This window comes from Nitrospiraceae bacterium, from assembly GCA_021373015.1.
Taxonomy (GTDB): domain Bacteria; phylum Nitrospirota; class Thermodesulfovibrionia; order Thermodesulfovibrionales; family UBA1546; genus JAJFTJ01.
In genome coordinates this window covers 152,560-173,197 of the sequence record JAJFTJ010000005.1, presented here as the reverse complement: position 1 = coordinate 173,197, position 20,638 = coordinate 152,560, and the positions used below count along the sequence as shown (strand labels likewise).

General features: G+C 36.4%; 19 protein-coding genes. 9 read left to right on the top strand and 10 right to left on the bottom strand.

Translation table 11 applies throughout. The annotated features are described in order from the left end of the window. Positions 1 to 56 precede the first annotated feature (56 nt). The 3 genes from rfaQ to LLF28_02195 are packed head-to-tail and all read left to right on the top strand — an operon-like array spanning position 57 to position 3,170. On the top strand, positions 57 to 1,136 hold the full coding sequence (rfaQ, locus tag LLF28_02205) for a putative lipopolysaccharide heptosyltransferase III (GenBank protein MCE5194259.1): 1,080 nt from the start codon (positions 57 to 59) through the stop codon (positions 1,134 to 1,136). Further along, positions 1,120 to 2,187 carry a glycosyltransferase family 9 protein gene (locus LLF28_02200; GenBank protein ID MCE5194258.1) on the top strand — a complete coding sequence of 356 codons (1,068 nt, stop codon included), beginning with the start codon at positions 1,120 to 1,122 and terminating at the stop codon, positions 2,185 to 2,187. The genes rfaQ and LLF28_02200 overlap by 17 nt, the downstream gene beginning before the upstream one ends. After that, a complete protein-coding gene (locus LLF28_02195; GenBank protein MCE5194257.1) occupies positions 2,184 to 3,170 on the top strand; it encodes a glycosyltransferase in 987 nt (328 codons plus the stop codon). Before LLF28_02200 ends, LLF28_02195 begins: the two co-directional genes overlap by 4 nt. A gap of 54 nt (positions 3,171 to 3,224) precedes the next feature. Here LLF28_02195 and hisH read toward each other — a convergent pair whose 3' ends face one another. Then, on the bottom strand, positions 3,225 to 3,848 hold the full coding sequence (gene hisH, locus LLF28_02190; protein ID MCE5194256.1) for an imidazole glycerol phosphate synthase subunit HisH: 624 nt from the start codon (positions 3,846 to 3,848) through the stop codon (positions 3,225 to 3,227). Between the two features lie 110 nt (positions 3,849 to 3,958). Between hisH and LLF28_02185 the strand changes: the two genes are divergently transcribed. Further along, a complete protein-coding gene (locus LLF28_02185) occupies positions 3,959 to 5,101 on the top strand; it encodes an SAM-dependent methyltransferase (protein MCE5194255.1) in 1,143 nt (380 codons plus the stop codon). Here LLF28_02185 and LLF28_02180 read toward each other — a convergent pair. Beyond that, positions 5,096 to 5,851, bottom strand: coding sequence for a sugar phosphate isomerase/epimerase (locus tag LLF28_02180; GenBank protein MCE5194254.1), 756 nt, complete (start codon positions 5,849 to 5,851; stop codon positions 5,096 to 5,098). The genes LLF28_02185 and LLF28_02180 overlap by 6 nt on opposite strands. Then, entirely contained in the window at positions 5,851 to 6,129 is a 279-nt protein-coding gene (locus LLF28_02175) for a hypothetical protein (GenBank protein ID MCE5194253.1), read from the bottom strand. Before LLF28_02175 ends, LLF28_02180 begins: the two co-directional genes overlap by 1 nt. 111 nt (positions 6,130 to 6,240) lie before the next feature. Here LLF28_02175 and LLF28_02170 point away from each other — a divergent pair, with 111 nt between their 5' ends. Continuing rightward, positions 6,241 to 7,419, top strand: a complete 1,179-nt coding sequence (locus LLF28_02170) for a DUF1343 domain-containing protein (GenBank protein MCE5194252.1) — start codon at positions 6,241 to 6,243, stop codon at positions 7,417 to 7,419. 31 nt (positions 7,420 to 7,450) lie between these two features. Beyond that, entirely contained in the window at positions 7,451 to 9,322 is a 1,872-nt protein-coding gene (locus LLF28_02165; GenBank protein MCE5194251.1) for a phosphotransferase, read from the top strand. Here the strand turns inward: LLF28_02165 and LLF28_02160 are convergent. Beyond that, the gene (locus LLF28_02160; protein MCE5194250.1) at positions 9,317 to 9,697 is read right to left on the bottom strand and encodes a hypothetical protein; all 381 of its coding nucleotides are present in this window, start codon (positions 9,695 to 9,697) and stop codon (positions 9,317 to 9,319) included. The genes LLF28_02165 and LLF28_02160 overlap by 6 nt on opposite strands. Before the next feature lie 139 nt (positions 9,698 to 9,836). On the opposite strand from LLF28_02160, the gene tilS reads away from it, so the two are divergent. From tilS to LLF28_02145, 3 genes are all read left to right on the top strand, one after another. Beyond that, a complete protein-coding gene (tilS, locus tag LLF28_02155; protein MCE5194249.1) occupies positions 9,837 to 11,207 on the top strand; it encodes a tRNA lysidine(34) synthetase TilS in 1,371 nt (456 codons plus the stop codon). 89 nt (positions 11,208 to 11,296) lie between these two features. Then, positions 11,297 to 12,712 carry a glutamate--tRNA ligase gene (gene gltX, locus LLF28_02150; GenBank protein ID MCE5194248.1) on the top strand — a complete coding sequence of 472 codons (1,416 nt, stop codon included), beginning with the start codon at positions 11,297 to 11,299 and terminating at the stop codon, positions 12,710 to 12,712. Between the two features lie 19 nt (positions 12,713 to 12,731). Then, on the top strand, positions 12,732 to 14,429 hold the full coding sequence (locus LLF28_02145; GenBank protein MCE5194247.1) for a glutamine--tRNA ligase/YqeY domain fusion protein: 1,698 nt from the start codon (positions 12,732 to 12,734) through the stop codon (positions 14,427 to 14,429). On the opposite strand, the gene LLF28_02140 is transcribed toward LLF28_02145, so the two are convergent. The 6 genes from LLF28_02140 to LLF28_02115 form a co-directional block, all read right to left on the bottom strand. Further along, on the bottom strand, positions 14,426 to 15,553 hold the full coding sequence (locus LLF28_02140) for a PAS domain-containing protein (GenBank protein ID MCE5194246.1): 1,128 nt from the start codon (positions 15,551 to 15,553) through the stop codon (positions 14,426 to 14,428). The two genes, LLF28_02145 and LLF28_02140, sit on opposite strands and share 4 nt — an antisense overlap. Before the next feature lie 104 nt (positions 15,554 to 15,657). Next, positions 15,658 to 16,428, bottom strand: coding sequence for a prepilin peptidase (locus LLF28_02135; protein ID MCE5194245.1), 771 nt, complete (start codon positions 16,426 to 16,428; stop codon positions 15,658 to 15,660). 10 nt (positions 16,429 to 16,438) lie between these two features. Continuing rightward, complete coding sequence (locus LLF28_02130) at positions 16,439 to 16,753, bottom strand: hypothetical protein (protein ID MCE5194244.1); 315 nt, start codon at positions 16,751 to 16,753, stop codon at positions 16,439 to 16,441. A gap of 60 nt (positions 16,754 to 16,813) precedes the next feature. Further along, entirely contained in the window at positions 16,814 to 18,919 is a 2,106-nt protein-coding gene (gene recG / locus LLF28_02125) for an ATP-dependent DNA helicase RecG (GenBank protein ID MCE5194243.1), read from the bottom strand. Between the two features lie 33 nt (positions 18,920 to 18,952). Continuing rightward, on the bottom strand, positions 18,953 to 20,074 hold the full coding sequence (gene nusA / locus LLF28_02120; GenBank protein ID MCE5194242.1) for a transcription termination factor NusA: 1,122 nt from the start codon (positions 20,072 to 20,074) through the stop codon (positions 18,953 to 18,955). Further along, positions 20,071 to 20,547 carry a ribosome maturation factor RimP gene (locus LLF28_02115; GenBank protein MCE5194241.1) on the bottom strand — a complete coding sequence of 159 codons (477 nt, stop codon included), beginning with the start codon at positions 20,545 to 20,547 and terminating at the stop codon, positions 20,071 to 20,073. The genes nusA and LLF28_02115 overlap by 4 nt, the downstream gene beginning before the upstream one ends. Between the last annotated feature and the right edge of the window lie 91 nt (positions 20,548 to 20,638).

Below are 20,638 nucleotides of genomic sequence, written 5' to 3'. Positions count from 1 at the left end.
TAAAATAAAATACTTTTTTGATGAATATGATCAGCAGATTTTCTAACCTGGAATAGATGCAATTTAAAAATATTAACAAAATTCTGGTTGTCAAACTCCGCAATATCGGAGATGTTCTCCTTACAGTCCCTGTTTTCAGGGCTCTGCGTGAAACATTTCCTAAAGCACATATTTCAGCGCTGGTCAACTCAGGAACAGAGGAAATGCTCAGTGGAAATTCTCTGATTGATGAAATCATAGTATTCAATAGAGCGATAAAAAAAAATAACATTTTTAAAAGACTAAAAAACGAATTCAGCTTTCTCAAAACAATCAGAAAAAAACATTTTGATATGATTGTTGATTTAACAAGCGGCGACAGGGCCGCTGTGATTTCTTTTATATCTGGAGCATCTTACTGCCTTGCTTTTCATCCTGGCAGAAAAGGATTTATCGGGAAAAAACATTTATATACACACCTTGGTAAACCAACTGACGATTATCATACAGTTGTACAAAATCTTGACTTGGTCAGACAGTACGGTATTTCAACAGACAATTTAAATGTGGATTTTTATACATCTGAAGATGCAAAGGTTTTTGTAAAAGAAATATTTATCAAACACCAAATAAAAGATTCTGATATTGTCGTGCATATACATCCAGTTGCCAGATGGCTTTTTAAATGCTGGAAAGATGAGTATATGGCTGATGTAATAAGCTGGCTTTTAAAAAATAATATCCGCGTTATTATCACAGCATCTCCAGACAAAAGAGAGATGGAAAAGACTAAGCGAATCCTCTCATTAGTAAAGTCAGAGAAATCATCAGTAGATTTATCAGGGATGACAACAATGAAACAACTTGGTGCAATATCAGAAGCATCTGATTTATTTTTTGGAGTTGATTCAGCTCCCATGCATATAGCCGCTGCTGTTGGAACTCCTGTATTAGCGCTTTTCGGACCAACAGATGAAAAACGCTGGGGCCCATGGCACAGTTCAAAACATACTGTAATAAAAATGGATCTGAAATGCATGCCATGTAAAAAGGGCAGCTGTGAAGGCATTCCATTAAGAGACTGCATGCGGGCCATAAAGCCTTTAGATGTGATTAAAGCCATAAAGTGTAAGATAAACCATGTTTTCAAAGATTGATCAAAATTCAATAAATAATATTATCGTCTTCAGACTTAACAAAGTTGGAGATATGATATGCACACTGCCTTTTTTAAAAACTCTTCGAAACCATTTCGAAAAAGCTAAAATTACAGTTTTCACAGAACAACCTGCTCAAGAGATAATGCAAGTCCTTGATTATATCAATGGATTTATCATTTATAAAAACAATAATAAATTATTCTTAAATAAATATCTCGAATCTTACAGGCTTATTAATAATTACAAGAAGAAATCATCCATTAAAAAATTCGATATTGCATTTGGAGTAAAAGGCGGTTTTTCCAGCTCTCTTGCGCTTCTGACACTGATAAGCGGTGCATCACTTCGCGCTGGATATGTTAATAAGAATCATATATTAAGACATTGCTACAATCTTCCTGTTGCTTCTGTGGATTTTGCACATACACATCAAGTTGAAACATGCCTTAATATTTTAAGCGTTATTGGGATCAAAGATTTCGCAAAAGATATCAGCATTGAAATCCCTGCTGATTTCACAAATAAGGTCCATGAATTTATTGCATTAAACAAAATATCTTCGGGAAAACCCGTCATCTTATTCAACATAAGCAATAACAGAGAAAAATCTTCGTGGGATATCGATAAATTTATCGAACTTGGCCGCATCCTCATAGAAAAACATGCTTTCACATGCATTATTTCCAGCACAGATAAAGATGAAGAACAAGGACATACACTCTGCAGAACAATTGGCACTAATGCCTTTTATTACAAAACCAAAAAACTAATGGATTTTGCTGCAATAGCATCCTTAAGCAGTTTTGTTGTTGCCGGAGATGGAGGAGCAAGCCATATAAGCGCTGCAGCAGGAGCTCCCGTCATATCTATTTTCGGAGAAACTAATCCTGCAATCTGGAAGCCTTACGGAACACAGAACATTGCGTTGCAGTCTAAAGATAAGAACGCTAAGTCTATAACACTAGAAGATGTTCTCAATTCTATACTCTCTAATTTGGCTTTACTTAACAAAAAAAAATCAGGCAAAAAAAATATGGGGAACATATGAAAATAATTTTGTCTGTCCCCGAACATTTGAAAACTGTTCCAATGAATACCTATGTTTATGAGACCCTTGTTTCAATGGGTCATGAAGTGGTTGTTTTCAATTTCGGCAGCACTCAGTTTCATACAAAGATTTTGAAAAAAATTTCTAAGCCTGCATTCATCTCTAACTTAAACCGTCAGCTTAAAAAAACCATTAAAACATTTAAACCTGATATTTTCTTAACAATTTTCGGCTTTGATCATGATAAGGAGATACTCGAATATATAAGAAGCAAGAATATTCTGACTATTTGCTGGTGGCTTAACGACCCGTTTCAGATAAAACGTTCAATTGAAAAAGCATCTCACTATGATTACTACTTTACTAATGCCAGAGGCAGTCTTGCAGATTACTGCAACCATGGAATTCAAAAGGCATTTTATCTTCCTGTTGGAGCATTCCCTCTGGTACATCGCAAAATAGCAGGAACCGGGCATGAATACGATATAAGCTTTGTAGGCGATTGGGGACCTGCACGTGAGAATATTCTTACTGAATTATCTCGTGATTTTAATATATCAATATTTGGTCCCTGGATAAAAAAGTTGGGAGAAAATTCTATACTTCGAAAAAAGATAGCAAGAGGTGGTTTTTTTAAGCCCGAAGAAATGGTTGTTATATATAGCAAATCCAAAATTGCACTTAACATTCATTCATGGTTTGGCAAATGGGATTATGGAACAAATCCAAGAGTATTTGAGGCAAGCGGATGCGGAATTCTTCAAATTTGCGACTACAAAGATGAGATCCCTGACTTGTATGAACCTGACAAAGAGATTGTTTTATACAAAACAATTGAAGAGCTTAAAGATAAATTGCGTTATTTTTCTTTAAATCAAGCAAGCAGAATATCTATCGCAGAAAACGCTTGCCTGAGAACTTTAAAAGACCATACTTATGAAAAAAGGCTTCAGGAGATGTTCAGTATATGCAGACTGACTTAATTAAATTAATCTAATTTATTCCTATTATGCTTTACATCTGGCTCAGATGCCAAATCAGAATGCAATCTCTTTCTTTACAAAATCCCCAAACCCCTTCAATATCTTCAACCCCAGTTCCTGACTTTTTTCAGGATGAAATTGGGTTGCCAGAACATTATCCTTCCATATCATTGAAGTGAAGCTGGTTCCGTAATCAGTAGTGCCTGAAATCACACTCTCATCATCCGGCACCACATAAAACGAGTGTACAAAATAAAAATATGATTTTTCCGGTATTCCACTAAAAATAGGAGAATTTTTCTTGATATCCACTGTATTCCATCCCATATGAGGAACTTTAAGTTTGTTCTTAGGAAATCTTACAACCCTGCCCTTAAGCACATTAAGTCCTTTGCATGTTCCAAATTCTTCTGATTCAGTAAACAAAACCTGAAGACCAAGGCAGATCCCAAGATAGGGCTTGCCCTTTGATATCGACTTTATAATTGCATCAGTAAGATTCATGTCAGTAAGATTTTTTATGCAGTCGATGAATGCACCGACCCCTGGAAGCACAACACCATCTGCATCATCTATTGACTTAGCGTCTGAGACAATGCGCGCATCAACATTAACTTTTTGAAAACCTTTTTCTACGCTTCGGAGATTTCCCATTCCGTAATCTACAATTGCGATCATTGTTTAAATTACTTTTTTGTTATGTGGTTTGTCAAATATAGCTTTCATTATTGATAAAAAGCATTTGATTTAAAGTTGCTTGCAGAGCAAGGCAAAGCTATAATGTTGATATGAATGCGGTTAAACAAAAAATTATAGATAAAATAAGAAAAGACGGCCCTGTTACTTTTAAGACTTTCATGAAAATGGTCTTATTCGAGCCTGGGTTTGGATACTACACATCAGAAGAAGCAAGGATTGGAAGATACGGTGATTTTTACACAAGCTCTCATCTTCACCCTATATTTGGTGCAATGCTCGGCAAACAGATTGAAGAAATGTGGATGCTTATGGAAAAACCAGATGATTTCAATATTATTGAAATTGGCTCTGGAGTTGGTTATTTATGCAAAGACATTCTTGAATATTTTTCAGGAGTAAAAATCAGAGGACAGAAACCACGTAATATCTACAAAAACATTAAATACATAATTATTGAAATAAATCCAGCAATGAAGGAAGAACAAAAAAAACTTCTTTCTGAATTTGATGATAAGGTTATCTGGAAATCTTCCATCAAAGAGCTTAGCGAGATAAAAGGATGTATCTTGTCGAACGAGCTTCTTGACTCATTTCCAGTTCACTTAATAGAGATGGAAAATGGAATCAAAGAAATATTTATTAAATCAGATGGCGAAAATCTTGCCGAGCTGAAGCAAAAACCAAGCACAATTGAAATAATAAATTACCTGAGAGAATTCTCAACTAAACTTGAAAATGGCTATAGAACAGAAACAAACCTTGAAATCAAAAAATGGCTGAAAGAAATAAGTGAGATTTTAAAAGAAGGCTTTATTTTAACAATAGACTATGGCTATCCTTCATGGGATTACTATAGTGAAGAAAGAAACAGAGGCACCCTTCTATGCTATTACAAACACCAAATCAGCGAAGATCCATATCAAAACATTGGAGAGCAGGATATTACTGCTCATGTGAATTTTTCATCAGTAAAGAAATGGGCGGAGGAGTTAGGCATAAAAACAATTGGATTTTGCCAGCAAGGAGCATTTCTTTTAGGGCTTGGCATTGACAAATCAATTTCGAACATATATAAAACATCATCTGACTATTTTGCTGAAATAGATAAGATTAAAAATCTGATTCTTCCTGGAACTATTGGTGAAACGCATAAGGTTATGATTCAATATAAGGGACATAGAAAACCAGAGCTGAAGGGTTTTTCTATTAAAAATCAGCTGAACAACCTATAAGTACTGTTTTAATCTTTCGATGCTTTTCATTACATGTTCGGCAGTATGAGCCTCAAGTGTGTAAATAATATCTTGTCCTTTAATCGATTCGAATAAAGTCTTAAAATCAAATGTGCCATCTCCTATCGGCAAATGCTGGTCAGCGGTCTTGTTATTATCATGCAGGTGAAATTCAAGAATATAAGGTTTTAAAGCCCTTATCCATTCATCAAGTGGCATCTTTGAAAACAGATTTAAGTGACCAGTATCAAAGCAGAGTCCAAAGTGAGATGAAGACATCTTTTTCATCAATGCCATTAGACTTGAAGGCTCGTCCTCAAAGATGTTTTCGATTGCTATTTTCACGCCAATGCCTGCGGCCTTAGTGGAAAGCTTATCCCATGTCAAAAGGCTGTTCTCAAGCCAGAGATTCATGTTAAGCCCGTATTTCCATTTTTCATATCCTGAATGAAATACAACTGTCTTAACATCAAGGCATTCTGCGATATCCAGAATATAATCAAATCTTTCTACTGTTATTTCACGAACTTTAGGATCCACAGCGCCTGGGGATAAGTCCATAAACGGTGCATGAATCGACAAAGACGGGTAATAGCCAAGTCTCTTCCTCATCTTGCAGATATTTTTTTTATTTGAAGAGTCAAGCGATTTAGAGCTGAAATAAATTTCGAGATTGAATTTATGTTTTTTTATAAATGAAAGATGCTCTTCAAGCACATCGTATGGAATGTGAATATGGAAATCCTGCACTATGTTTTTACTGTTTCTTTCTTTTGTTCGGATTTTGTCTCGGTTTTGGCTTCAGGTTTTATGTCTGACTTTCCATGTTTCTTTTTATCTTTTTTAGGTGCTACGGCATTATCAGTCTTATACCAGCCAGTGCCTTTTAGAACAAATGATGTATTGGAGATCAACTTTTTAACTTTTCCTCCACATTTAGAACAGACATCAAGCGGTTTATCGCTAAATTTTTGCAATATCTCATGCGTTTCTCCGCATTTCAGACATTCATATTCATAAATTGGCATTAAGAACCTCCTGAAGCATTGTAGAATGAACTGTATAAATAATAACTGAATATAGAACTTCAGGTCAATTATCAGTCTTGTAGTATTGAAAATAATAATGTATATTCTGATATGCCGAAATTAGTAAAAACCGGAGCAGATTTATTCGAAAAACACTGGCCAGCTGAATTGAAAAACTTACGCTCAGGCCTGTTGGTTCATCCTGCATCAGTCAATAATAAACTTGAACACACTACAAATCTTTTTTTAAAAACAAAAAAAACAAAACTAACTGTTCTTTTTGGGCCGCAGCATGGAGTAAGAGGTGAAACTCAGGACAATATGATTGAATGGCAGGGATTCAAAGATAATGTCACAGGACTTCCCGTATACAGTCTCTACAGCCAAACAAGAAAACCTGATTCTTCAATGTTAAAAGACATAGACATAATGATAGTAGACATTCAGGATATAGGCTCTCGCTATTATACTTTTATCTGGACAATGGAACTCTGTATGCAGGCTTGTCTTGAATCAGGCAAATCCATAGTAGTGCTTGACAGACCAAATCCGATAAGCGGCGCTCTTTTTGAAGGCCCTGTTCTTGATCCTTCATATTCTTCATTTGTCGGGCAGCGCCCCTTACCTGTTAGACATGGGATGACAGTAGCTGAAATAGCTAATTACCTAAAAGACAAATTTTATCCATCGCTTGACCTGAAGATTATCAAAACACAAGGCTGGAAAAGAAAAATGTGGTTTGATGATACAATGCTTCCATGGGTTATGCCTTCCCCTAATATTCCGACGCTGGATGCAGCAACAGTCTATCCTGGAATGTGTCTGCTTGAAGGCACCAACTTAAGCGAGGGCAGAGGAACAACACGTCCATTTGAAATTTTCGGGGCTCCATTTATTGACCCTGAAAAAATAGTAAAAAAAATAAAAGAACACAAACTGAATGGAGTTGTATTCAGACCTGTTTATTTCCAACCGACATTTCAGAAATTCTCAGGAGAATTATGCGGAGGCGCGCAAATCCACGTTATTGACAGGAACAAATTCAAACCATTCAAAACTGGAGTTGCTGTTTTAAAATCTATTATGGAACTTTACAGAGACAAATTTGAATGGAAACAACCGCCATATGAATATGAAGCAGTGAAACCTCCTATTGATATACTAGCAGGAACAGACATACTAAGAAAAAGTCTGGAGAAAAATGAATCCCTTAAAAACATGGAAGAATGGTGGAAAGAACAATCAAGAGAATTTCAAAAAACACGAAAGGAATATCTTATTTACTCCTGAATGCGTAGCAATAGAAAGCAACCCATAAAAAATGTCAAAATTTTCTTTTAAAATCTTCCTTCCGGCAGCAGGCTTAGGCGAAAGACTGAGACCCATCACAAATCACATGCCCAAGCCATTACTGCCTTTACTCGGGAAACCTCTGATAGAAATCATTCTTAAAAAATTCTCAGATATTTCATCAGGTAAAATAGGAATAAATCTCCACTACAAACCAGAGGCTATCAGAAAATGGGCTGATGAATCAGAATACAAGGACAGGATCGAGTTGTTTCCTGAAGATCCAATCCTAGGTACTGGAGGCGCATTAAAAAATGCTGAAATTTTTCTTTCTGATAGTTATTTCATGGTGCATAATGCCGACATAGTATCTGACATTGATTTTATTAAGCTTGTAATGACGCATATAATTTCCGGCAACATTGCAACTCTAGCAACTCACAATTATCCTAAATATAGCAATGTCATCGTTAATGATAAAGGTCTTGTTATTGATGTTGAGAATCCCGGGACATCCATGCCAAATCCCAGCACTGACAGGTTTAAAACTGCTTATACAGGAATAGCTGTATATTCTCCTGAAATATTCCAATTTCTTCCATCCGGTGAATCACATGCAACATCTGCATGGATAGAAGCATCAAAAGCCGGGAAGAAAGTCCAGGCGCTTGATTTTACTGGATGCTGCTGGAGTGATGTTGGAACTCCCATGTCTTATGCCTCTGCAATAATAAAAAACCTTCGCTCAGAAGGAGAGACCACTTATTTTCATCCGTCAGCAAAAAAAATTGATAATTTAGAAATAGATGGTTATGTAATAATTGAGAAAGAAAATACATTTAATAAAAAAATCTCTGTCAGAAATTGTATAGTCCTTCCGGAAAGCGGACTGGATCAAAACACATACTATGAAAACTGCATAATCGGCCATGATTTCAAGATAGACCTCAATGAAGCAGATTTGCTCGGAACAAAAAATAACGGAATACTCATCGGCACAGGAGGTTCCAATAGAGAATATTTCAGGGTAGAAAAAAACTACAAAACATTTGTCGTAATGAAATGCAAAAATAGTGATTCAGATTATACAAGACACATAGAATACACTAAATTTTTTTTAAAGCATTTAGTTCCAGTACCAGAACTTGTTGATTATGAACCAGACAAAATGCTTGCAACATTTGAAGACCTTGGCGATGTATCACTATATACCTGGCTTAAAAAAACACATGATGATAAGACAATAGAACAAATGTACAGAAAAGTCCTTGATATCCTGATTCTCATCCACACAGAGGCAACAGCAAGAGTTGCTGAGTGCCCACTGCTCCAGAACAAAATATTTGACTATGAACATTACAGATGGGAAACATCATACTTCATCGAACAGCTCGTAAAAAACATAAAAGAAATTTCAATCAAAAATACATCTTCGTTAAATGATGAATTTCACAATCTGGCCGCAAAAGCAGTATCTTTTCATAAAACTATAATTCATCGTGATTTTCAATCACAGAACATAATGATACATAATGGTATCCCTAGATTGATTGATTTTCAAAGCGCCAGGATAGGACTTCCTGCATATGACATTGCATCCATACTTTGGGATCCATATTACAGGCTTGAAGACAAGACCAGAAAAAATCTTTTGAAATATTATGCTGCTCAAATCAAAGCAAAAGATGCTTTTTTTGATAAAGATAAGTTTGAAGAATCATTAATTATTTGCAGACTCCAAAGACATATGCAGGCGCTCGGAGCATTTGGCTTTCTTTCTTCTTCAGCAGGCAAAAGATACTTTTCAAAATATATTCCAAAAGGAATCAAATTACTAAAAGAAGATATTTTTCTTGTTAAAGATGAGTATCCTGAACTCTATAAACTTATCGCAGTGCTATGAATTATCCTCTTCCAGTTTTAACTTATTGAATTCTTTTAAATTTTTGATGAGATCTTCGTTTGAAATAGCGCCGATTTTTACCAGCGCTTCGCCAAAAAACATATAAGAATCTTGCTGTTCTTTAAGAAGTTGTTCGATTTGATTCTCAGTTAATAAATTCATTTTTACTGCGGTATCACCAAATTTTTCCAAAGTCTCTTCTTGAACAACAAGAATCCTTTGAACATTTTCCTCAGTAATCCAGCCCTTCTCCACCGCAATTTCTCCGATCAATCTATTATTTTTCTTTTGAACAAAACGGGCTTCGAGTATATCCTGACTTGTAATAAGTTTTTTATCTGCTAGATAATGACCGAATTTTACGGATTTATTCATAGTTCGTTGATCTATATCCCATTAGATTATATTCCTTTTATAAATACTATAATAAACCACCTGATGTTGCAAGTTTTTTTAACTGATATATTCATAACTATTGACATCACTCAACATTAACACTTAGAGTTTAATGGGAATGGATTTAACAGAAAAAGTTAAAAAAACTATTCAAAAACACTCAATGATCACAGAAAGCGACCATTTGCTTGTTGGTCTTTCAGGTGGTCCTGATTCAGTATGTCTTCTCATCCTCCTGAAGCAAATACAAGAAATATACAAATTCAAACTGTCAGCGCTTTATGTAAATCATAATCTGAGGCCAAATGAAACTCCTGAAGAGATAAAATTCTGCACAGACTTGTGCAAGAAATTCAACATATTGTTTTTCGTTGAGTCAGTTGATGTCATTTCCTATGCCAAAAAAGCATCATTAAATAAGCAAGAAGCTGCCAGAGAATTGCGATATAAGACATTTGAAGAGATTGCATATAAAATAGGCGCAAGCAAAATTACCCTTGCACACAATGCAGATGATCAGACCGAGACTTTTTTCATGCGTATCTTAAGAGGTTCAGGGTTGAAAGGGCTTACAGGAATACCTCCTGTGCGTGGCAAAATTATCAGACCGCTTATTGAAATCGCACGAGAAGAGATAGAAATATTTCTTGAAGCGTCATCTCAGTCATATGCTGTCGATTCGTCTAATTTAAAGAAGGATTATTTAAGAAACTGGTTCAGACTGTCTATAATGTCCGAGTTTAAGAAAAAAAACCCCGAGTTGATTAAAACAGTAAGCAGAATGTGCAATATCTTCAGAGAAGAAGACAGATATCTGGAGATCATTACCACAAAAACACTCATGAGACTCATTACAAGAAAAACCGATGACATGATCGAGCTTTTTCTAGTTCCTCTGGAGACAACAGACAAGGCAATTCTCTACAGGATCATCAGGAGAGCGATTGATTCAGTAAAGGGGCTGAGAGGAATAAGCTTTATTCATGTTGAAGACATTATTGACCTGATAAAAAACGGCCGATCAGGAGACAGGATCAATCTTCCAAAGGGCATAAGGGTCATAAAAGGCTACTCGACTTTAATACTCACATCAAAGCTGCCTGAAAAGATTGGACAATACACCCTTAATCTTCCTGGTGAATTGTTAATTAAAGAAGCTAATCTCTTAATTAGAGCAGCTTTTACAGAAGACAAAGAAACCTTAGATAAATCAACGATGTTATTTGATGTTGACAAAATAAAATCACCTCTTATTGTACGCTCAAGAAAAGAAGGTGATTTCTTCTATCCTGCAGGTTTCGGCAGGAAAAAAAAGCTTCAGGATTTCTTTGTAGATGAAAGAATTCCAAGAGATGAGCGGGATACAATCCCAATCGTGCTTTCAGATAAAGACATTATATGGGTTGCAGGCTATAGAGCAGACGAAAGATTTAAGATAACATCCAATACCAAGGAAGCACTGCTTTTGGAATTAAAGCTAACAAAATAAGACCGTTCTTAAGCTCACTCTTCCTATATTTAACCCTATAATGTGTTATATTTATATACTTAAATTTTTCGGAGGTATTTAAACAGTAAATGGTAAGAGTTCGCTTTGCGCCAAGTCCAACAGGCCATCTCCATATCGGAGGTGCAAGAACTGCGCTTTTTAACTATCTTTATGCCCGCAATAAAAACGGAAAATTCATACTACGGATTGAAGACACAGACACAACCCGTTCTACAGAAGAATATATAGATGCAATTATTGAGGGGATGAAATGGCTTAATCTCGAATGTGACGAAGGCCCTTTCAGACAGACAGAAAGATTTGATGTATACAGAAAATATGCAGAAAAACTTATCAATGAAGGCAAGGCATATTATTGTTATTGCTCTCCTGAAGAACTCGAAACCAGAAGGCAGGAAGCATTAGCACAAGGAAAAACCATAAAATACTCCGGCAAGTGCAGAAATATCAAAAATAAAGACGGCAAAAATGCTGCTATAAGATTCGCAATGCCGCAAACAGGAGAGACTGTTGTAAATGATCTTATCAGAGGCAAAATTGTGTTTGATAACAGTCAGCTGGATGATTTAATAATAATGCGCTCTGACAATACTCCAACTTATAATTTTACTGTTGTTGTTGATGATGTGGATATGAAAATAACGCATATTATAAGAGGCGATGACCATCTTAACAATACACCGAAACAGATTCATATATATAAAGCCCTGGGTTACAGCATCCCAGACTTTGCTCATCTGCCTATGATACTCGGCTCAGATAAAGCAAGACTGAGCAAAAGACACGGGGCAACTTCTGTAATGGCATACAAAGACATGGGCTATCTTCCTGATGCTTTGGTTAACTATCTAGTGCGTCTTGGCTGGTCTTATGGAGACCAGGAGATTTTTACAAGAGAAGAAATCATAAAACATTTCACTTTTGAGAATGTCGGAAAATCATCTGCTGTTTTCAATCCTGAAAAACTGCTCTGGCTTAACAGCCAGTATATAATGAACACGCCCTCAGAAAAACTTGCTGAACTTGTTATTCCATTTCTGATAAACAAAAAAATCATCAGTGACAATCAGAAGCTTGACATGAGCTGGCTTGCAAGAGCGATTGATACTCTAAAAGAGCGTTCAAAAACTCTGCTAGAACTTGCAGCTTCACTACAGTACTATATATCTGAAGATGTTGATTATGATGAAAAAGCAAAAACTAAATTTCTGAACGAAAAAAACAAGAATCTACTTGTAGAGATCAAGGCCGGCCTTTCATCCATTTCTGATTTTAAAGCAGGAGATTTAGAAAAAATATTTAAATCAATAGTTGAAAAAAACAATATTAAACTCGGAGGTCTTGCTCAGCCTGTACGTGTTGCAATAACAGGCGGAACTGAAAGCCCTGGTATATTTGAGGTTCTGGAAGTTATAGGCAAAGAAAAGACCTTAAAAAGACTGGACAGAGCAATAAATTCTATAACAGCAACTGCTCAATTTTAAAAAGGATAATTATTTTTTAATGACAATTCAAGATTCTTCAAAAACTATTGACTTTGTAAGAGAGATCGTTAAAAATGATATTGATTCCAACCGGTATAATAAAAAAGTTCACACGCGTTTCCCTCCCGAGCCTAATGGATATTTGCATATAGGTCATGCTAAATCCATATGTTTGAATTTCGGAATAGCTGAAGAATTCAAAGGTCTTTGCAACCTGAGGTTCGATGATACTAATCCTGCAAAAGAAGATACCGAATATGTCGAAGCTATAAAACAGGATGTAAAATGGCTTGGATTTGAGTGGGGAGACAGACTTTATCATGCATCTGATTATTTTGAAAAACTTTACAATTACGCAGTTGAATTAATAAAACTCGGCAAGGCATATGTCTGTGATCTTAACGCTGATGAGATGAGACAATATCGCGGCACATTGACTGAGCCAGGCAAAGAAAGTCCTTATCGCAGCCGTTCAATAGAAGAAAATCTGAGCTTATTCGAATCCATGAGAAAAGGTGATTTTCCTGATGGCTTACGCACTCTCAGGGCGAAAATAGACATGAAATCAGGGAATATCAATATGCGTGATCCAGTGATGTATCGTATTTTGCATGCAGAACATCATATGACCGGGCATAAATGGTCTATATATCCTACATATGATTATGCTCACTGTATCTCAGACTCGATAGAAGGAATAACTCACTCAATATGCACTCTCGAATTTGAAGACCACAGGCCATTATACGATTGGTTCCTGAATGAACTTAAGATTCATCATCCGCAGCAGATAGAGTTTGCACGCCTTAATCTGAGCCACACAGTAATGAGCAAGCGCAAATTATTCCAAGTCGTAAAGGAATCATTTGTAAAAGGATGGGATGATCCGCGAATGCCTACTCTTGCAGGGTTGAGAAGACGCGGGTATACGCCTGAATCAATTCGGAATTTTTGCGAGCGCATAGGCGTAGCAAAAAGAGACAGTATGGTAGACATTGCACTGCTGGAATTCTGTATCAGAGAACACTTAAACAAAACAGCGATGCGTGCAATGGCAGTTATAAATCCTCTAAAAGTAATAATAGATAATTATCCTGATAAAAAAACAGAGGAGCTTGAAGCAATAAATAATCCTGAAGATGCGAGTATGGGAATTAGAAAAGTGCCGTTCTCAAAAATAATCTATATTGAAAAAGATGATTTTAAAGAAAATCCTCCAAAGGAATTTTTCCGCCTGGCTCCAGGACGTGAAATAAGACTTAGATATGCTTACTACATCACATGCACAAAAGTTGTAAAAGATGAAAAAACTGGCGAGATAATCGAACTTCATTGCACATATGACCCAGAAACGCGCGGAGGAAATTCACCTGACAACAGAAAAATAAAGGCAACACTTCACTGGGTTTCAGCTGAGCATTCGCTAAATGCAGAAGTTCGTCTTTATGATCACCTTTTTTTTGAAGCAGATACTGATACTGACGAAGAAGGACTAGACTTTAAATCTTATGTAAACCCCAAGTCTCTTGAAACAATCAAGACATGTTACATAGAGCCAAGCCTTTCAGGAGCAGCATCTGGAAGTAAATATCAGTTCGAAAGGCTCGGTTATTTTTGTGTTGATCCTGATTCACAAGGCAATAAATTAGTATTTAACCGCACAGTTGCTTTGCGGGATACATGGGCTAAAATAGAAAAATCTCAGAAGAAAAATTAAGTTATCGGGAGTTTAAGCCTGAAGGTCGTACCTGTTTCTGCGCTCTCTACTGAAATAGTCCCGCCGTGTGAAATTATTATCTTATGGACTATTGCAAGACCAAGACCGGTTCCTTTTTCTTTAGTTGTATAAAATGGAAGAAATATTTTGTCTTTTATGCCTTCAGGTATCCCATGCCCAGTATCTGATATTTCTATCTCAGCGTATTTGTCCTGTTGAGCATATCTAAAAGCAAGTCTTCCGCCATTTTTCATTGATTCAGCTGCATTTTGTATCAGATTAGTAAATGCCTGCCTTAATAAAACTTCATCCCCAGATATATTCAATAATTTATCTATATCTATGGTTGCATCTATATTTTTTTTGTCAGTTGAAATATGAAAGAAACAGCTGCTAATCATTTCATATAAATTTATTTTAGTCGGAACTACTTCTATTGGTTTTGCAAATGAAAGAAAATCCAAAATAATCCTGTCCATTATCTCGATCTCTTTTGTAATTGCATCAACTGTCGGAAGCAATGCAGGATCAAGTTTCCTGGAAAGAAGTTTGGCATATCCAGCAATAACTCCAAGAGGGTTTCTAATCTCATGAGCAATGCCTGCTGACATCTCGCCAAGGTTTGACAGTCTTTTTCTCAGCTCAGCCTGTGATTCCAGCGCCTTGAGTTCAGTAAGGTCTGTAAACACAAGTATGCTCCCAATCTTTTTCTCAGCATTGTCAAGAAGCGGTGAATACGTAAGTCCTAGACGAAGTGTTCTACCTGTTGATATCTTATATTGAACGTCTGCTCTTTCAATAAAACTGCTTTCTTTTATAAGGTTTGTTATTGGTTGAATTAGAAATTCATTATAAGATTTATCTATTACATCTTCAGATCTCAGCAAAAGAATTTTTTGCGCGGCAATATTTATGCTTTTAATTTTCAATCCATTGTCAAAACTTATTACCCCGCTCGGAACGCTCTGAAGAATATTTTTATTGTAGCTCTCAACATCCTCAGCCCTTTGTTCTGCTATCTTCTTGAGAACTTCCAGCTCTTTTTCTTTTTCTTTTAGTTTTGCGACAAGTTCATGAAAGGTATCAACAACAAAACCGACCTTTGATGTGCTCTTGTATTCCACTTCTTTATCTTTACTGCTGTGACGGATGAAAAATCTGAGGAGATAAAGAAAAACAACTAAAGAAAAAAGAAATACAAATGAATATAGGAATAACGATTCTGTATTCATCTTTTAAGGTATAGGTAAAGAATCTCCTGTCCGTAAAAAAGTGTTATTAATGCTCCTGCAGCGAGAAATGGCCCAAAAGGTATTTTAGTTTTTCTGCTTTTGCCTTCAAATATCATGAGCGAAATTCCCCATATTGCTCCTAAAAAACTGCCTGAGAACGTTGTGAGCAGAACAGACTTCCATCCCATAAATGCCCCAAGCATTGCCATCATCTTGATATCACCGCCTCCCATGCCGCCTTTGCTGAGAACAGCGATAAGATAATATAATCCGAATCCTGTTACAGCTCCTATCAGTGATGCTTTATATCCCAAAGGAGACCATCTTGAAAAAGGATCAGGAAGAAGAAAAGACCCTAAGATTAAACCTAACACAACACCAGGCAGTGTTATAGAGTCAGGGATTATCTGATAATCCAGATCGATAAAAGTTATAACTATCAAAGAAGAAACAAGCGCGAAATAAGTAAGCAAGTGCAGCCCTATTCCAAATCTCCATAGAAGAAGACAGTAAAACAAGGCATTTAAAGCCTCGACAACAGGATATCTAAAAGATATTTTTTCCTTGCATGCTCTGCATTTTGAGCGAAGGAATAAATAACTTAGAATTGGAATATTATCCCAAGCCTTTATTGGTGTCTTGCATGAAGGACAATATGAAAAGGGCATTACAATTGATTCTTGCTTTGGAAGCCTGTAGATGCATACATTAAGAAAAGATCCGACAAGAGAACCAAAAATAAAAATAATTACATACATCGTGATCATAGTTTTTTGTTTATTCCTCTATTTTGCTGATCTCTGCTGTTTTTTGCTTTAGGTCCTCAATCTCTAAATCAAGTTTTTCAATTTCAGCAATTGTATCAATTACTATTTTGTCCTTAAAAATATTTTTTTCTCCGCTGTTTTTCAGTTCTAGTACTCGTTCACCTATTATCTTTGCTTTATCAGCTTTTGTTTTTTCTTTTTTTTCTCTGTCATTTAAAAGTCTAAAAATTGAAAATTCGATTTTTACCCTCTCTGCAATAAAAGACGATATACGTTTTATTTTAGCTGTACCTTCCTCAAAGTTATCTTTAATCCTTTTCCACATATTTCCTCCGCATCTTTTTAAAGGCCGATTATATTAACTTTGCAATGCTTCTATAATAAATCATCCTGTTTTAAATAGCTCTATTTTGCCTTCCCAGAAATGCTCGAGCCTGTTCTTTAAAACAGGATATGATTTAAGCTCTGCATCTTTATCAATTAAATCAAATGCCTCTTTTCTTGCGCTTTCAAGCAGTTTAACGTCTCTAATAATGTTTGCAAGCTTAAGATCAGGCATTCCTGCTTGCCTGGTTCCAAAAAATTCACCGGGGCCTCTTATATCTAGATCCTCTTCAGCAATTCTGAATCCATCTGTACTTTCTGCCATTATATCAAGTCTTCGTCTTGCATCTTCACTTATTGGTTCATATGCCAATAAAAAACAATATGACTGTTCATTGCCTCTTCCAACCCTGCCGCGGAGCTGATGAAGCTGTGCAAGTCCGAATCTTTCTGCGTGAATTATTAGCATCATCGAAGCATTAGGCACATCTACCCCTACTTCTATTACAGTTGTACTCACAAGTATATCAATATCTCCTTTTTTAAAAGATGCCATAACATTCTCTTTTTCCTGAGGCTTCATCCTCCCATGGATAAGGGTTACCTTCAGATTAGGAAACTTTTTTTCAATAGCCTCTTTGCCTATTATTGCTGATTTAAGATTTGATTTCTCGCTTTCTTCGATAATCGGATAAACAATATAAACCTGTCTCTTCTTGCATGTCTCTTCTGTTATGGCTTTGTAAACATTGTCTTTCTGTTTGTCATTAAAAAGCTTTGTTATAATTGGTTTTCTGTGAGGAGGGAGTTCATCAATAACAGAAAAATCAAGGTCGCCGTAAAGTGTCATCGAAAGTGTTCTTGGGATTGGAGTTGCTGTCATGACAAGCATATCAGGATTTACAGCCTTCTTTCTTAAAAGCGCCCTCTGCATAACACCAAACTTGTGCTGTTCATCAATTACTACAATTCCTAAATTCTTAAATTCAACACTTTCCTGGATAAGCGAATGTGTCCCAATCACGATATTAATCTTTCCTGATGCTATTTCGTCCAAAGGCTTCTTTTTTATGCTGCTCGTAAGAAGACATACTGAAAGTCCCATATCCTCGAGAAGCCTGTGTAAATTTATATAATGCTGTTCGGCAAGTATTTCTGTTGGAGCCATGAGCGCAGTCTGATAACCGCATTCTATTGCTGTAAGCATTGCCATAACAGCTATTACTGTTTTTCCGCATCCAACATCTCCCTGAATCAGCCTGTTCATTGGATGTGGTTTTTTCATGTCCTCTGAAATTTCCTGAAAAACTTTTTTCTGGGCAGAGGTCAGTTTAAATGGCAATGCCTCAGTGAGTTTTCTAAGTAGAATCCCTTCCGGCTGAAAAGCTATTCCTTTTTCCAAAACCTTTCCTTTTTTCATAACTGAAAGCCCAAGTTCAAACATAAAGAGCTCATCAAAATAAAACCTCTTTTGATAAATGCTTATCCCTCTGTTTAATATATTGATATCAGCATCGTTATCAGGAAAATGGGATTGAACAATGCTTTGTTTTAAAGGAAGGAGAGCAGCTCTTTGCAGTATTTCATAAGGGATATTATCTTGTGCATCGCCGGCAAATTCATTAACTACATTGAACATTATTGTTCTTAGCTGTTTTATGCTTAAACCTGCAGTTGTTCTGTAGATTGGGACAATCCTTGCTGTGTGTATAAGACTGTCTGTTTCTGACAATGTTTCTTCGGTCAGATATTCATATTCCGGATTCTCAATTTCTAATCCAACACCCCAATAAGGATTCCTCTTTACAATTCCGCTTAGAATTACTTCCTGCCCGACTTTAAAATTTTTCTGCATGAACGGCTGGTTGAACCATTTGCCTTTAACTAGGCCGCTTCCGTCAGTTACTATAAGCTCGAAAATCTTCAGATTGCCTCTTCGCGGCACTTTTATCACATCAGCAGATATAATTTTTCCAACTATTGTTTCGAGGCTGCCATAGGTAAGATTACTTATCTTTTTAATATTTTTTCTGTCTTCGTACCTGTATGGCAGATAATAAAGAGCATCTTCTGCAGTCTTTATCCCAAGGCTGTAAAGAAGCTTAGCCCTTTTAGGACCAACCCCTTTTACATATTGAATTGAAAATTCTGAAAGGTTTTTACCCATCCTCAGATGGTCAACAGCTCATAAAACTAAATTTTATATTTCTTCCGTCTTATCTTCTTCCTTGTCAGGTTCCTTGTTCATATTCTCTTCAAGCGCTTTGTCAGCTTCTTCCAGCTTGATCTTTGCATATTCTGTATCGCTTATTATATCGATGTCCCAGCCAGTAAGCTTCATTGCAAGTCTTACGTTCTGGCCTCTCTTCCCGATAGCAAGGGATAACTGCTGATCATTCACAACAACCATAGCAGTCTTTCCCTCTTCATTTATGCCTATCCTCTCAACGCTTGAAGGACTCAGGGCACGCGCAATAAGCATGCGTACATCATCAGTCCATGGGATAATGTCTATTCTTTCACCTTTGAGCTCACGGACAATAGCCTGCACTCTTGTGCCTTTCATTCCAACACATGCGCCAACAGGATCTATCGAGGTGTCCTTTGAAAAAACCGCAATTTTAGTTCTCTCTCCAGGTTCACGCACAATGTCTTTTATAACCACAAGCCCCTCTGATATTTCAGGAACCTCCATCTTGAATAATCCTGCAACAAACTGCGGGGTTGCCCTTGAGACCAGTATCATAGGCCCTTTTGCTGTAACCTTAACATCCGCTATGTATGCCTTAACCAAGTCGCCTCTTCTTAAATTCTCGCCTGTAAGCGCCTCGCTCTGAGGCAGCATTGCTTCTGTTTTTCCGATATTAAGGAAATATATATTTCTTTCTTTTCTAATCACAGTGCCGGTAACAATCTGACCGACTTTATCCTTGAACTCGTTAAAAATTACATCTCTCTCTGCCTCGCGCACTTTCTGAAAAATAACCTGTTTTGCTGTTTGTGCAGCAATTCTGCCGAAATCGTGTACATCCAGCATAATCTCTACATCGTCGCCAACTTTATTGTCTGGCGCAATCTTTTTGGCATCTTTTTTTGATATTTCAAGGTCTTTGTCAACAACCGCATCAACAATCTTCTTTGTTTCAAAAATTGCTATATTGCAAGTCCCGGGATCTATTCTGAGATTTACATTTGCCCTGCCGCCATGTTTTTTTCGGGCGGCAGAAAGCAATGCTGATTCAAGAGCATTTATAAGGATTTCTCGTCCAATGCCCTTTTCTCTGCTTATCTGATCAATTACATGACATAGTTCTTTTGTCATTTTATCTCAATCTCCAGTCGTGCCTTTGATATATTGTTAAGCGGGATAGTTATGGTTTTATTTTCTAAAGCCATAACTACATAATCAGCTTCAATCCCGACAATTTTCCCTAAAAAGGATTTCTGATTATCTATGCCTTCCTTATCCTTAATATTCATTCTCACAAGTTTTCCTATAACCCTCTCAAAATCTCTTGCTGTAACCAATGGTCTGTCAAGCCCCGGTGACGAAACCTCAATATTATAAGAACTTTGAATAATATTGTTTTCTTCTATAAGCAGGGCAACTTTCCTGCTGAATTCTGCACATTCATCGAGTGTTACGCCATCTTTTTTGTCAATCACGATTTTTAGGCGAAATCTATTTTTTCCGCCTGAAACTTTAACTTCAAATACTTCAGTACGCTGCTCCTCTGAAACAGCTTCTGCAAACTTTAGCAGTTTCTCTTCTATATATTCAGCTTCAGTATGCATTTTCCTCAATAAAACAAAAGAGTGGGAAAACCCACTCTTCCAGTTTAAACATAATTTTAAGAGTAAATATAATATATCAGTTTTTGGATAA

Excerpts from the sequence above, each read along its gene's own strand:
- rfaQ (MCE5194259.1), top strand. The coding sequence starts at position 57 with ATGCAATTTAAAAATATTAACAAAATTCTGGTTGTCAAACTCCGCAAT.
- LLF28_02200 (MCE5194258.1), top strand. The coding sequence starts at position 1,120 with ATGTTTTCAAAGATTGATCAAAATTCAATAAATAATATTATCGTCTTC.
- LLF28_02195 (MCE5194257.1), top strand. The coding sequence starts at position 2,184 with ATGAAAATAATTTTGTCTGTCCCCGAACATTTGAAAACTGTTCCAATG.
- hisH (MCE5194256.1), bottom strand. The coding sequence starts at position 3,848 with ATGATCGCAATTGTAGATTACGGAATGGGAAATCTCCGAAGCGTAGAA.
- LLF28_02185 (MCE5194255.1), top strand. The coding sequence starts at position 3,959 with ATGAATGCGGTTAAACAAAAAATTATAGATAAAATAAGAAAAGACGGC.
- LLF28_02175 (MCE5194253.1), bottom strand. The coding sequence starts at position 6,129 with ATGCCAATTTATGAATATGAATGTCTGAAATGCGGAGAAACGCATGAG.
- LLF28_02170 (MCE5194252.1), top strand. The coding sequence starts at position 6,241 with ATGCCGAAATTAGTAAAAACCGGAGCAGATTTATTCGAAAAACACTGG.
- LLF28_02165 (MCE5194251.1), top strand. The coding sequence starts at position 7,451 with ATGTCAAAATTTTCTTTTAAAATCTTCCTTCCGGCAGCAGGCTTAGGC.
- LLF28_02160 (MCE5194250.1), bottom strand. The coding sequence starts at position 9,697 with ATGAATAAATCCGTAAAATTCGGTCATTATCTAGCAGATAAAAAACTT.
- tilS (MCE5194249.1), top strand. The coding sequence starts at position 9,837 with ATGGATTTAACAGAAAAAGTTAAAAAAACTATTCAAAAACACTCAATG.
- gltX (MCE5194248.1), top strand. The coding sequence starts at position 11,297 with ATGGTAAGAGTTCGCTTTGCGCCAAGTCCAACAGGCCATCTCCATATC.
- LLF28_02145 (MCE5194247.1), top strand. The coding sequence starts at position 12,732 with ATGACAATTCAAGATTCTTCAAAAACTATTGACTTTGTAAGAGAGATC.
- LLF28_02135 (MCE5194245.1), bottom strand. The coding sequence starts at position 16,428 with ATGATCACGATGTATGTAATTATTTTTATTTTTGGTTCTCTTGTCGGA.
- LLF28_02130 (MCE5194244.1), bottom strand. The coding sequence starts at position 16,753 with ATGTGGAAAAGGATTAAAGATAACTTTGAGGAAGGTACAGCTAAAATA.
- recG (MCE5194243.1), bottom strand. The coding sequence starts at position 18,919 with ATGGGTAAAAACCTTTCAGAATTTTCAATTCAATATGTAAAAGGGGTT.
- nusA (MCE5194242.1), bottom strand. The coding sequence starts at position 20,074 with ATGACAAAAGAACTATGTCATGTAATTGATCAGATAAGCAGAGAAAAG.
- LLF28_02115 (MCE5194241.1), bottom strand. The coding sequence starts at position 20,547 with ATGCATACTGAAGCTGAATATATAGAAGAGAAACTGCTAAAGTTTGCA.